23 protein-coding genes are annotated in these 12,589 nt (G+C 34.8%); all 23 read left to right on the top strand.

Translation table 11 applies throughout. From position 1 onward, the window contains the following. Window position 1 precedes the first annotated feature (1 nt). Window positions 2–961: a hypothetical protein gene (locus FPZ49_RS10780; RefSeq protein ID WP_144846385.1), complete on the top strand. Its 960-nt coding sequence runs from the start codon at window positions 2–4 to the stop codon at window positions 959–961. A gap of 22 nt (window positions 962–983) precedes the next feature. After that, window positions 984–2,078, top strand: coding sequence for a DNA primase (locus FPZ49_RS10775; RefSeq protein WP_144846383.1), 1,095 nt, complete (start codon window positions 984–986; stop codon window positions 2,076–2,078). Window positions 2,079–2,205: 127 nt separating this feature from the next. Further along, window positions 2,206–2,637, top strand: coding sequence for a hypothetical protein (locus FPZ49_RS10770; RefSeq protein WP_144846381.1), 432 nt, complete (start codon window positions 2,206–2,208; stop codon window positions 2,635–2,637). Window positions 2,638–2,914: 277 nt separating this feature from the next. Further along, window positions 2,915–3,085 (top strand): hypothetical protein, encoded by a 171-nt coding sequence (locus FPZ49_RS35540; RefSeq protein ID WP_186445736.1) that lies wholly within the window; start codon window positions 2,915–2,917, stop codon window positions 3,083–3,085. 343 nt (window positions 3,086–3,428) lie between these two features. After that, entirely contained in the window at window positions 3,429–3,551 is a 123-nt protein-coding gene (locus FPZ49_RS36725; RefSeq protein ID WP_261381358.1) for a hypothetical protein, read from the top strand. A gap of 219 nt (window positions 3,552–3,770) precedes the next feature. Continuing rightward, window positions 3,771–4,079, top strand: a complete 309-nt coding sequence (locus tag FPZ49_RS10765) for a hypothetical protein (RefSeq protein ID WP_144846379.1) — start codon at window positions 3,771–3,773, stop codon at window positions 4,077–4,079. A 4-nt stretch (window positions 4,080–4,083) separates the two neighbouring features. Further along, window positions 4,084–4,242: a hypothetical protein gene (locus tag FPZ49_RS35530; RefSeq protein WP_186445734.1), complete on the top strand. Its 159-nt coding sequence runs from the start codon at window positions 4,084–4,086 to the stop codon at window positions 4,240–4,242. Window positions 4,243–4,472: 230 nt separating this feature from the next. Further along, window positions 4,473–4,724 (top strand): hypothetical protein, encoded by a 252-nt coding sequence (locus FPZ49_RS10760; protein ID WP_144846377.1) that lies wholly within the window; start codon window positions 4,473–4,475, stop codon window positions 4,722–4,724. A gap of 16 nt (window positions 4,725–4,740) precedes the next feature. Next, the gene (locus FPZ49_RS10755; protein WP_144846375.1) at window positions 4,741–5,244 is read left to right on the top strand and encodes a hypothetical protein; all 504 of its coding nucleotides are present in this window, start codon (window positions 4,741–4,743) and stop codon (window positions 5,242–5,244) included. Between the two features lie 27 nt (window positions 5,245–5,271). Continuing rightward, window positions 5,272–5,412 (top strand): hypothetical protein, encoded by a 141-nt coding sequence (locus tag FPZ49_RS35525; RefSeq protein ID WP_186445733.1) that lies wholly within the window; start codon window positions 5,272–5,274, stop codon window positions 5,410–5,412. 43 nt (window positions 5,413–5,455) lie between these two features. Next, a complete protein-coding gene (locus FPZ49_RS10750) occupies window positions 5,456–6,202 on the top strand; it encodes a hypothetical protein (RefSeq protein ID WP_144846373.1) in 747 nt (248 codons plus the stop codon). A 455-nt stretch (window positions 6,203–6,657) separates the two neighbouring features. Beyond that, window positions 6,658–7,260: a hypothetical protein gene (locus FPZ49_RS10745; protein WP_144846371.1), complete on the top strand. Its 603-nt coding sequence runs from the start codon at window positions 6,658–6,660 to the stop codon at window positions 7,258–7,260. Window positions 7,261–7,299: 39 nt separating this feature from the next. Further along, on the top strand, window positions 7,300–7,494 hold the full coding sequence (locus FPZ49_RS10740; RefSeq protein ID WP_144846369.1) for a hypothetical protein: 195 nt from the start codon (window positions 7,300–7,302) through the stop codon (window positions 7,492–7,494). 261 nt (window positions 7,495–7,755) lie between these two features. Continuing rightward, window positions 7,756–8,094 (top strand): hypothetical protein, encoded by a 339-nt coding sequence (locus FPZ49_RS10735; protein WP_144846367.1) that lies wholly within the window; start codon window positions 7,756–7,758, stop codon window positions 8,092–8,094. Window positions 8,095–8,161: 67 nt separating this feature from the next. Next, window positions 8,162–8,572 carry a hypothetical protein gene (locus tag FPZ49_RS10730; protein ID WP_144846365.1) on the top strand — a complete coding sequence of 137 codons (411 nt, stop codon included), beginning with the start codon at window positions 8,162–8,164 and terminating at the stop codon, window positions 8,570–8,572. 32 nt (window positions 8,573–8,604) lie between these two features. After that, entirely contained in the window at window positions 8,605–9,513 is a 909-nt protein-coding gene (locus FPZ49_RS10725) for an RNA ligase family protein (RefSeq protein ID WP_144846363.1), read from the top strand. 39 nt (window positions 9,514–9,552) lie between these two features. Next, the gene (locus tag FPZ49_RS10720) at window positions 9,553–9,813 is read left to right on the top strand and encodes a DUF6440 family protein (protein WP_144846361.1); all 261 of its coding nucleotides are present in this window, start codon (window positions 9,553–9,555) and stop codon (window positions 9,811–9,813) included. Window positions 9,814–9,816: 3 nt separating this feature from the next. Next, complete coding sequence (locus FPZ49_RS10715) at window positions 9,817–10,398, top strand: DUF4230 domain-containing protein (RefSeq protein ID WP_144846359.1); 582 nt, start codon at window positions 9,817–9,819, stop codon at window positions 10,396–10,398. Further along, window positions 10,395–10,568, top strand: a complete 174-nt coding sequence (locus tag FPZ49_RS35520; RefSeq protein WP_222429897.1) for a hypothetical protein — start codon at window positions 10,395–10,397, stop codon at window positions 10,566–10,568. The genes FPZ49_RS10715 and FPZ49_RS35520 overlap by 4 nt, the downstream gene beginning before the upstream one ends. A 74-nt stretch (window positions 10,569–10,642) precedes the next feature. Next, on the top strand, window positions 10,643–11,428 hold the full coding sequence (locus tag FPZ49_RS10710; protein ID WP_261381357.1) for a PD-(D/E)XK nuclease family protein: 786 nt from the start codon (window positions 10,643–10,645) through the stop codon (window positions 11,426–11,428). A gap of 42 nt (window positions 11,429–11,470) precedes the next feature. Beyond that, window positions 11,471–11,704, top strand: a complete 234-nt coding sequence (locus FPZ49_RS10705; protein ID WP_144846357.1) for a hypothetical protein — start codon at window positions 11,471–11,473, stop codon at window positions 11,702–11,704. After that, window positions 11,704–12,153: a hypothetical protein gene (locus FPZ49_RS10700; protein WP_144846355.1), complete on the top strand. Its 450-nt coding sequence runs from the start codon at window positions 11,704–11,706 to the stop codon at window positions 12,151–12,153. Before FPZ49_RS10705 ends, FPZ49_RS10700 begins: the two co-directional genes overlap by 1 nt. 16 nt (window positions 12,154–12,169) lie before the next feature. Then, window positions 12,170–12,580, top strand: a complete 411-nt coding sequence (locus FPZ49_RS10695; RefSeq protein ID WP_144846353.1) for a hypothetical protein — start codon at window positions 12,170–12,172, stop codon at window positions 12,578–12,580. Window positions 12,581–12,589 lie beyond the last annotated feature (9 nt).

The raw sequence follows: 12,589 nt of genomic DNA, 5'->3' as shown, positions 1-12,589 counted from the left end.
AATGGCGAGTGTAATTAAATTTAAATTCGACAAAGAAGAATTATATGATTTGTTTGTAAATCAACTCAAAACTACCAAGGAAATAGCTGATATTTATGGATGTACAACAGTAACAGTAAATGTTAATTTGCGGAAATACGGTATAACTTGGGAAGACAGAGATAGGAACGATCCAGAAAAAAATAAATACACAAGAGAATGCCTGTATAACTTATACATAGAAGAACAAAAATCACCAGAAGAAATCGCTGAAATATATAATACTACTCATACCGTAATTAGAAGGAGATTGCAAAAATTTAATATTACTTATGAGATGCAAAAAGAAAAACATCATGAACAATTTTTAATTAGTGAATTACAACATGATGTAATAATTGGCAGTGTGCTTGGCGATGGTGCTTTGACAAGAAAAGGTGAGAGCAGTATTCTTACAGTTTTTCATCAAGAATCACAAAAGGAGTATTGTCAAGCCAAGTTTGATGTTATGAGAAATTTATGTCCCATTAATGAATTAAAATTCTCATATAGACTTAATGAAAGCGATGGATACAACAGACAAAATCAATTTTATTTTTACACTAGATACATTCGTAATTTAAATAGGTATAACGATATGAATACTTATGAATTACTAAACAATCTCAACCCAAACAGTTTGACAGTGTGGTATCTAGATGATGGATCGCTTGAAATTAAAAATTACCGTAAGGGTAACGGTCATATACAGTTCGCCATGAAATGGTTAAACAGAGACGAGATTGAATACGCCATACAGATGTTTAAAAATAAATTTAATATAAATGCTAAAATAAAATGGAGAAAAAAAGAAGAAGGAATTTATTCTGGTTTAAAATTTGATATTGCAGATACAGAAAAATTAATTAATGTAGTAAAAAATTCTGAGTTAGGTAAAATGGCAAGAGAAACAATGGCCTATAAATTATTGTTATTAGCATAAATCCTCAATGGGAGGAGGTGGCATGTCAGACAGTCTCAAACAACTAAAAGAGCGCATATCGCAAGAAGATGGCAATGTTGAGCAATTACTTGAGGAATTAGGATGCGACAACGTAAAACGCAAAGAAGGGCGTTCTGGTGATGATTTAGTAACTGCCAGATTGCCTGACTCTCAAAATAGCCGAAGCGTTCAAATCTATATTAACCCTAATTTAAACTCATACATAGTTAACCGTGGAATCGAAGGGGATATCTATTCAATTGTTGGATATATTCTTTATGATTGTCAAACTTTTGATCATGTTAGAGAACATCTATACCAGATTAAAACATACATATGCAACACTTTAGGTTATGAAAACATAGGCAATGATTTCGCGGATAAGCCTGTTCCTAAAACAGATTGGAATTGGTGGCTCCGTGATATTCAGAAGCAGCGTAAACGTGAAATAGAGATAACTGAAAATCATGTTCTTGATCCAATTGTCTTAAATCAATTTGTTCATTATCCTTGGCTTGGATGGGTACATGAAGGATTATCCATCAGAACGCAACAAGAATTTGGTATTTGTTATGACTTGCAAACTGAAAGAGTTATAATCCCTGTCCACAATCAATATGGTCAACTTATTGGCGCAAAAGGTCGATATTACGGATTAGACACTCGTGTTATTGATGAGTTTGGACAGAAGTATATATATGTCATCCCCTGTAGCAAGAGCATAGAACTGTTTAACCTTTTTCGTGCATTGCCATATATTAAAGAGAAAAAACAGGTTTTCATTGTAGAAGGAGCCAAGACTACAATGTTTCTTTGGGAATGGGGCATTAAGAACGCAGTAAGTATCGAAGGAGACCGTCTTAGTCCTGTTCAAGCTATGCTGCTTAAAGGTATTGGCCTTGACATTGACTTAATCTTCGCGTGGGACAAAGGTAAATCAAAGGACTTTATTGAGAAGCAAATCAAGCAGATCAAGAACAGAAACGTATACTATCTCTTGGATAATCCCGATGGAATCCCAGATATTGATCGATTCAAAGATAAACAATCTCCTACTGATAATGGATATCGCATCTTTATGGACTTGCTGGAGAATGACATTTATAAATACACGTAAAAAACGCAAAAACAATTAAAAAAATAGTGGACAAATTTACCATCTAAGTGCTATACTTACATCACAGACATGAAGTATAGCACTTTTCATTTTTTATACATAACAAATTAAAAAAGGAGAATTAAAAATGGAACTTCTACTTAATCACAAAGGTTTAAAAGTTAAACATTCAGACGAATACGAGAGAGTGTACTACTACAACGATGATATGCTAAAAAATAATGTGCTTATCACAGAAGATACTTTAATGAATGACAATGAGAGTGGGAAAGTAAATGTTCAAACGTCTATCTCTGTCAAACATTTCAATGAAATCGATGCAGTCACGTATGATATTTATTGGGGGGATTTACTTTCGCCTATCCAAGTTTATCGAATCACTTTGGATATTTATGAAATGTACAAAAACTATCCGTTGAATTTATTTTTGGAATTGATTGATGATATCAGCACAGGAAGCATGTCGGCAGCATCTCAATCCAAGCAACAAAGCAGAGATGAGATCATGGATTGGATTAAAGGCGAATTTGAGGAAGTCATGGAAGGAAGTGAACGATGATCCTCATGACAATCATCGTTCTAATTTGGCTCTTCATGGCTGGCATCACAATATCGTTTCTATCGGAATCAAGTAAAAAGGAAAAGGAACGTTTAGGCGAAGATTACTATAGATAAATACATAAATAATACATATAAAATGGATATGGATTGGATGAAATAGATGAAGCTTAACAACATAGACGATATCATAAAATATTACTCTTTACCAGTTGAAGAACGAAAACAAACACAACAGGCCAGTACAGCCACGAAACCAAAACAAGGGGAATACGCCAATGTCAGTTACCGAATATGTTGATAAAAGAATGGATCAATTAAAACAACTTAGATTAACAAGCATCAGGAATGAGGACGCATTTCAAAATTCACAGGTTTGGGCAAGAATTGATGAGTTGAAAAAATTAAAAGAGAAATTTAGCGACAAGGAAGGGAACTGGTTAATCTGAAAATTTCAAAGCAGGTAATCGAAAAGTATCAGCAAATTTGTCCACTAAGCTCATCAAAGTGTGAAAGCGATGAAGAGATTGAGTATAAAGTCACTCGCTGCGTAGAATTGGGAACGGTTATTGCCAGAGCAGAAGATGGCACTCTTACTAAGAGATATTATCATCTCAACTTTGTTTACAGGAATGGCGAAGTAGTGGATATGTACAAGGATACTGAGGCTAAGATTTATCAGGTGAGCGAGGAGCTTAAGGAGTTGCATTGGAAGAAATATTACGAAGCTTGGTGCAAGCGTAATAAGGTACTGGTATAAAACTAAAATACATAATATGAGGTGTTATACATATGAAAAACGAACGGCAGATTCAAGAGTTGAGAGAACAAATTGCACAGTGGAGATTGGAAGCAGAGAGAATCGAGGACATGATCGAAGCAGCATATAGTCGAATTGATGAATTGGTGGGGTGAAATATGCGGATTCTTTGCGAAGTTATACAGGATAAATCTAATGTAGGAAAAATCTTCAGAGTATCAAAGTCAAGCAATTTTGATAAGTTTGGATTTAAAATTGGTGATGAAGAAGATATATACTACTTTAAAGTAGTAGGCGAATGCGCCAGTGATAGAACTAAATTTCGTGTCCAATTTGTAAAGGAATAAAAGACTAATTTCAAGAGGTGAATAACAATGCTAAACCGTCATTTGAAGAACCCAAGAGATATAAAAATTACAACCGAAGAAGAAAGCCATAAAAAAGATAAGAGAGAATTTTATGTAGATTATTATTGCTATGTAACGGAAGATGAATCTCATGCAATCATTACTGTTCCTGCTCCTGATAATTGGACTTCATGGGACTTATATGCTGAAGTTCAAGTGAGCTTTGATAAAGTTCCAAAATCAATACATAGATGGGATTATGACAAAAAAGAATGGAATCAGTTGCATGGGGCTAAGGAAAAATTATCTCATCGACTTCCAATTATCAAGGAGTGAGACAGTGACAGAGAGAGAAGCAGCAGGCTTAATTGAGCAGGCATATGAAATTGTAAAGCGAGTAATAGAAGCTGGACATAATCCAGCATTAGACTTGTCGTGTGCGAAATATCATCTATATTATGGATTGGCAAATCTTAATAATGAGTTTGACGAAGATTAAAGGAGGCGTTAAATGTTCAATAATTGGTTAAGTGGTAGTGGATCAAACAGCCATGTTACTGAATGGTTAATGTGGCAATGGGCTAGTCAACATCCGTATTTATACACACTAATCAAAATATCTCCTCCAGCCCTATACGTACTAATATCTCTACTAGGTGTGAATGTGGTTAAGATGATTTTGCAACGTAAAATACATAGAAGATGAAATTATACAAGGAGGCAGTACATATGCAAAAATACAGAGTTTACGCAAAGGATAACCTAGAGTTATTCCCTCACACATGGACTAAGGATTTGGATTATGAATTGATTCAAAAAGAAGATCATTTTACTTTGGCTTCGAATGAGGGTCAAATTAACATCTTAGGTAAAGCAAGTGAAAAATTAGTTGATATTTTTGAAGTTGGATTTCTAAAAAACGGAGTAAGTGACTTTGTAGATTTTCTAGATGAGGATAGAATGCACTTCAGAACATGGTAAGAGGAGAGAGGTATAGATGAATCAGTGTTTTAAAATTACACGTGGGACAGACTATGATAAAGCGGTTAAGAAACATTTTAAACAGAAACCATTGTGGCACAACGTATTCGTAAGAGTGAGTGCGATGCTAAATGAAAAGATTGACAAAATGGCACTTGTGCCTGATGAACTTTGGGTGGAATTCAATGATCTCACTAAAGACGAAAATAAAAAGTTATTTGGTAAGAACGGTAAATTGAAAAACAATACTAAAAGAGCAAAAGAGACGCTTGAGCAATACAGACAGATTGTTACCGATGAAGGATTATCTGATTTTAGACAACTTGGCGAAATAAACTTTATCTATGGAGTTATGCGATTTCAAGGAGAAGAACTTTCGAGTTTTGTGACAAGCGAAAACGATATTTATTATCAGGCGAGTTTTAACTTGCAGGAACGCAGCGAGGGGTTAGTAGAGACCATTTCCGAAATTGAATATCAAGAAATGTACCTAAAAGAATTAAAAAATAAATCGGCATAAAACAACGATTGTCTAGGGAGATAGAAAATGAATGTTGGGGAACTAATTGAATATTTAAAAAACATCAATCCAGAATCAAGAGTATGGATTCAGAATGAATTAGGTTTTACTGAAAATATTGTTATAACTGAAATTGATGATGATGTTTATTTAGAAGAATGGAAATGAAACACGATTTTTATTAGGAAAATTAAAAGGGAGATAAATACATATGACATTAGAAAATAGTATTAAAGACGTAATTGCAGCTAAACTTGCAGATGGAGTAGTGGAGACATTAATCTCAGAACAACTTGAAAAGGGAATTAAAAATGCACTAGACAGTATGTTTGGTTCATATGGAGACGTAACTAAGATTATTGAAAAACAAGTTAAGTCTGTTATGATTCCTTATCTCGAAAACTATGATTACTCTGATTATATTGTGAAATTGGATAATGTCTTAGTTGAAGTCTTGAAGAACTCTTCTTTAGAAAACAAGAAAATTCTTGGCAATTTCAAGTCTTTAATTGAGCCACAAGATGAACTCAAGACAATTAAAGTATCGGAACTTTATGAGAAGTGGATGAAATATGTAGCGGAGAATGTAAAAACGGATGATTTAGAGATAAATTATGATGAAGGTGTAAGTTATGAACCTGTAGAAGTTAGCTATAATATTGACTATAACGAGGATAAAAGTTGGAGTTCGTTCGAATATGCAGTACTAAATTTTGAATGTGAGCATGATGAGGAAATGAATTTTACCATTCGTTTGTCTCGATGGAAAAAGGATAAGAAAGAAGGATGGGATATTGGATTTGATCAGGAACACACTTTAAAATCATTGAGACATTTAAACGATTTTGAAATTTATCTTATGAAATTAACCCAAAACTATACAAAGTTAATTATTGATGAAGATGGAAGTTCTGATGAAGTGATACCTGATAAAGAACCAGAAGCATCGTATAATTAATCCAAATAAAATAGCGATTTCGAAGGAGTTGAATACATAAAATGTGGACTATTATATTCTATATTTGGATGATCGTTTCAATGTTATTTGCAACAGTTAACGTGATATATGGAAATGGACGCAAGTGGAAGATGACACATGGACATTTACTTTGGTTTATTCTTGGAATCATCTTTACGGCGATACCGTTTGAATGTATTCTGCATTTAATGTAAGAAAGGGATTGGATCAATATGAATATGAGCTTGGTAGCAGTGATCTTTGGATGCGTCTGTACTATAGGGGCACTTTTTGCAGGATTGTATGGATATATTGTGCCCAATACATTTACATCTTGGTTCTGGTTTTTGGGTTCATTAATGTTTGGAGTGGCGACAATCATTGATTATATAAAGTATAAAAAGCAAATAAACTAACAGTTTCATTCTAAAAAAATTAAAGGAGATGTTCAGGATATGCCAACAGGTTATACTCATGATGTAAGCGAAGGTAAAATTACAGATGTAAAAGATTATATTATGCAATGTGCTCGTGCTTTTGGTGCTACAATTATGATGAGAGATGAGCCATTAGGCACACCAATCCCAGAGTTTGAACCAAGTACATATAGTAAGAATGCAATAGAAAAAGCAAGGGAGCGGTTAAAGGAATTGCAGTGTATGAGTAATGATGAGATCGAAGCACAAACAGAAGGTGAGTATCAGTCTGAACTGAAAAGAAAAAAGAAGTATGCTCAAGAAAAGCTTGAAACGAAAAATAGATATACAAAAATGCTGGTAGATGTTTATGCTTGGCAAGCACCAACATCTGATCATGGCAAGCTTAAACAATTCTGTATTGACCAATTAAAAGAAAGTATTAAATGGGACTGTGACAACATGGAGGGGTACTACAACCCTGAGAGTGTTAAGAAACAAACTGCTCAAGAATGGTTGAATAGCAATATTGAACGTTGCCTGAGAGATATCGAATATCATTCTAAAGAGTGGGAAAAAGAAGTAGAGCGCACAAATGAGCGCAACTTATGGGTTAAACAGTTAAGGGATAGTTTCAATTAGTGTAACGAAACTATCGTTTCATGAGGAAAGGTGGTGTTCATGGCAATGGCTGAAATTATATTCATCAATCTAGGATTGATTACAGCCTTCGGTCTTGGTATTCTTCAAGGTTGGGTATGGTGGCGTAAGGATACGGTAATTGGTCAAGGTTCCTTTGGTGTAGTAACAACTGCCAAAAGTCAGATAAAAAGAATAAGACATCAAAATGAAGAGGGTGTACTTGGGTATGAGTGAGTCTATTTGTAATGACTGCAAACATTCCGATATAGTTTCGGATGAAAAACCTTGTGACAGTTGTATGCAGTACGACTTTGATGGGCATTTGGATGCGCGAAATTTTGAACCCCAAAGATCAAAATGAACAGGCGGTGAACATTTGAATCGGGAACGAATTTTAACGAATATCGGCATAACTGCTGTAATTGCTTTTGCGCTTGGAACAGCGTTCGGATGGTTAATTTTGAAGTAATTCAATGAATATGGGGTGAACATGGGATGGATAAAGAAAAAGAGTCCAGAATCAAGGAAATTGAGAAGTTATTACATGAAAACAAGGAAGTTATTTTTCAAGACGAACGCGCCTTGCATGAGTTTAGAGAACTGTTCAAAAAGCTTCAAGGCGAGAAGAATGAGGTGATACCTATAGAACCATTACTATCCGGCTTAGACACAGCCAGAACGCTCAGACGAGGCCAGAGAGCCATTGGAGTCAACGGGATATACCACAACTACATCATCAAAAAGGACGAGTATGGAGATGTCCTATGGGACAATGGTGAGATTGTCGGTTTAAGTCGATTTTTTATAGAATCACAATGGAAATTATTAAGATAAATTTAGTATAAAACTATTGACCGTAAAATGTAAAAGATGGTAAAGTACTTGTACAAGCCGAGAGGAGTTGATCAAACTGGATTATCAATTAATCAAAACCACTGAAACAATCGAAAGGATTTATCTTCCAGTTTCATTCGAAGCGAAAAAAGCAAGGTCGCTATACGGAGCACTAGAAAAGAGTTTTGCAATGGCGTTTGATCACTGGTCTGATTTAGATATACAGACTCATGAGTACCCTGTATTGCATTTGTTTTATAATGGGATCGAAGAATCAGGAGTACTAAACGGAGAGAGCGAATCTTGTTCAATTAATTTAGAAGCAACATATGCAAAAACATTTATTGAATTTATAATTAAATGGATTGGTTTGTGTAGTGAAGGAGCTAACGTCTTAGGTATGGATGAAGGTGAATTAGAAGTCGTTTTTGGGCTACTGGGAACTATTGATCAATCAAACATAATGCATTATGCGTAAAAAATAAGAATACATAGAAAAGAGAGTGTCATATGGAGTTTAGAAAATATCAGCATTTGGAACGATATTCTACAGATGAAGTTGATGGAATTGAACTTGGCGAATGTCTTGTGTTCCCTAAACTGGATGGTACGAATGCTTCAGTTTGGCTTGATGATGAAGGTAACGTAAAAGCAGGAAGCAGAAATAGGGAGTTGAGCTTAGACAAGGATAACGCTGGATTTTATGCTTATATTCTAACAAACAAGAACATTGAAGCATACCTTAAGAAACATCCAACACATAGGCTTTATGGAGAATTTCTTGTTCCTCATACGATCAAAACTTACAGAGAAGACGCATGGAGAAGGTTCTATATCTTCGACGTAACAATTGATAAAGATGAAGAGCACGTAGAGTACATTCCTTATGATATCTATAAGCCAATGTTGGAAGAGTTCGAATTAGATTATATTGCTCCACTGGTTAAACTTAAAAACGGAACATATGAAAGTTTCATCAAAACTCTTGAACAGAATAATTTTCTAATTAAAGATGGTCAAGGAAATGGTGAAGGAATCGTAATCAAAAACTACGACTTCTACAACAAATACAAACGTCAAACATGGGCGAAGATTGTTACAAGTGAGTTTAAGGAGAAGCATTATAAGACAATGGGATGCCCAGAAGTGCAACTTAAAGAAATTGTTGAACAGCAAATTGTAGATGAGTTTGTGACTGAAGCGTTTGTTGAAAAAGAATACGCTAAGATTGTTAATGAGAATGAAGGTTGGCAAAGTAAGTACATTCCTATGTTGTTAGGAAGAGTATTTTCAGAGTTGATTAAAGAAGAGACTTGGAACATCTTGAAGAAGTTTAAGAATCCCAAGATTGACTTCAAGACGCTTAACACCCTTACAATAAACAGAGTAAAACAAGTAAAATCAAGCGTTTTTAGCTGACATTATTCCGTTAAAATGAAGGTTTTATTCTGAATTGAGGTGAAAAAGATACAAAATAAACTGTTATTGTTTGTGAGTTTAATGTTGTTATTGTCAAGCTGTGGTCATGCACGAGCGAAAGAAGATGTTCAATCAAGATTTACTAGAGAACAGGTTCAGAATTCGTTAATCGATGGCTACTATTACATTGTTACGGATCATGAAACTGGCTGCAAGTATTTAATGAAGGATAATAAAGATTCAAGTGGTATTACTGCTTTACTTGATAAGGATGGCAAACCTGTAGGTTGTGGTAAGTAACATATGAAAAAGATAATAATTATCATAATGTCCCTGCTTCTTATTGCTATGTTATTGAGAGAGCATAATAAATCTCCAACGCCACAACCAGCAGAAATGCATCTCCCACAATTCACCATAGACAGGGCGATGGTTATCAAATCATTGTCCTCCTCAAGTCAAATTGTTGGCTTAAGTGCTACAGTTACAAAAGAATACAAATACATAGATAACAAATTTTATGGTCACAGAGAGTATCATTACACCGCTGTATGCTATCTCAAACTAGGCTATGACGTTGAAGATGTCATCAAAAACATAAGCATTAGCGGTACAACGATTGTCATACATAAACCAGAGGTTAAGTTAATATCCATGGATATTCCCATGAACGAAATTAGCGTAGAGAGAAATGTGGGGCTGCTGAGAAGTGAATTGTCATTTGAGGATCAGCAGGGGATATATGAGTTTATGCGAGTTAATGCAAAGACTGATGTGATGCATGACGAGAAGTTGTTGAGTGAAACTAGATTGAAAACAAATAAAGCTGTAGAAAGTTTACTCATGGCTATTCCCAATGTGAAAAGAGTGGAGTGGGTACAGTGAAGGTTGAATATGTGAAAGAGCTTAATGCTATCTGTGTGCGTGATGGAGAAACTGCAACGACAATTCCAGTAACATTGCAAGCGTTGGAGGCTGTTGCCGAGTATTTTTATAATAATTATGGTAGTTATGAGAATCAAAATGGAAGAATAAATTATGAATATAAATATTGAAAAACTATTGACCGCTCTAAAGAAATGATGATATATTAACCAAGCAAGGTAAATTAATACAAGGAGGTGATTGATTGAGCGAAGAACAATTAGAGCAGCATGAAAAAATTTATTCGTTTAGTCGTATCAATGGGTTTGCATTAGCTGAGATGGGAGAGGGATGCTACTGGAATTGGTATAAAACATACATAGAGCATGATCGAGGAATCAATAACTATTTTGGCCTCTACGGAACTCTGTTTCATGAAACAATTGAGAAGTTGATGAAGAATGAATTGTTCGAATGGGACATTAAACAAGAGATCACAACAGGAATGAGGAACTTCGAATTTAAAGCACCATTCCCTGCAATGGGCAAATCTTATGAAGAATCAATACATAGGTTTTTCGATGACGGAAGTTATGAACAAATCTTCTCTCAGTACAAAGTGTTAGAATCAGAAGAAGAAAAAATATTTGATGTAGGAAATGTTAAAGTAAAGGGATTCCCTGATCTAGTTGCTAATCACGATAAATATGGATTTGTAATTGCTGATTATAAGACAGCTAAGAAGTATGAGGGAGATAAACTGGATCATAATTTAATGCAACTTTATCTCTACAGCATTCCCATTAAAGAGAAATATGGAAAATATCCTGATCATTTAGTTTATATCTTCCCCAGAGAAAAAGGACAAAAAGAGTTTGCTTATCCATTTGAAATTGAAAAGTTAGAGAGGACAAAGGAATGGGTAATTGATACTGTAGCTAAGATTGAACAACATACTGATTGGAAACCAAGATGTGAAATGGTGGATGGTAAGCGCGACTTCTTTGCTAACCAATTGTGTAATTCACGATGTAATTGTATTTATAAGTAACATATATAAACTATATATAATTTAAGGGAGACAAAACAAATCATGCAAAAACTTTACGCTATCGCACAAACTCAAACTGGAAAATCCGTAGTTATTGATAATCTATCCGATTTCTATCCAACAGCACTTCGTCAAGCTCAAGAACAATGTGCAAAACAAGACCTCATTTTTCAAGGAATCCGTCCAGTGGGCAATGTTGAGAAGAAAGAGAGCACAATGCAGAAGCGCTTTAGCAGCGGATTGCCAACCCCTAGAAGTGGAAAGGGTAAACGCTAATGATATTTTGGACGCTTGTATTTATTACAACGAGTCTACTCACTCTTTTCAATAAAGGGATTTTTCAATCCCTGAATCAAAAAATGAAACAACTGGAACTTAAGCGTTTAGGCGATGGTAATGACGAGGCTTATACAAAAGAATTCGTTAAGTTCGGATGTTTTTCGTTAATTGCAGGAATGGCGCTGTTTGTTGCTCAGATTGTATATATCATCAAGGCAATTGAAATTGATCCATATAAGTATCCTTCAATCTTGGCAGTAGCAATTGTTATTATTTGTTTTCTTAGAATGAAGAAGAGCAAGAAAACATCCGAGATGAATGAGCAAGAGTTGATTATCTATAAAGCAGAGTTATTGAAGCCGAAAAAGCGTACATTTTTACAAGTTGTTCTTTCACTACTATGGGCTGCGTACTTTGGATATATGTTCTATGTGTTGGTGTTTTAATAAAAGGAGGAGTTAAATGGACACTATCAAATGGTTAAGCGAAAGAGAATTGCAACTTAAGGATAAGCAATTACAACTTAAGGAACAACTTGAAGCAGTTGAAAAAGAGTTAGCGATTGTTGAAGTAGCCAAAGATTACCTGCAAGAATTCTATTTCAATAATACCGCTCAAGAATTGTTTCTCCTCTATCTTACTCACATTGAAGCTTATTGCAATTGGACGAAAGTGGATGTTGATGGTGCTCTTTATGATCCAGATGAAAAGTTAATGAGAAGAATCGAAGAGAAAATTGGGATCAGCGAAAACGCAAAGAAAGCATTTCGAGAAGAAGTTTTAATCAGAATGTCATCTTATAAGAGAAAAGGTAAACAGTTCGATTATAAATCCCATGAGAGACTGAAAGAGGCAATCGAAAATTCCTTATAAATACTGAGT

It is taken from the genome of Paenibacillus cremeus, assembly GCF_007786445.1.
GTDB lineage: Bacteria > Bacillota > Bacilli > Paenibacillales > NBRC-103111 > Paenibacillus_G > Paenibacillus_G cremeus.
Note: the sequence above shows the minus strand (reverse complement) of the source record. Positions and strands in the feature narration are given on the sequence as shown.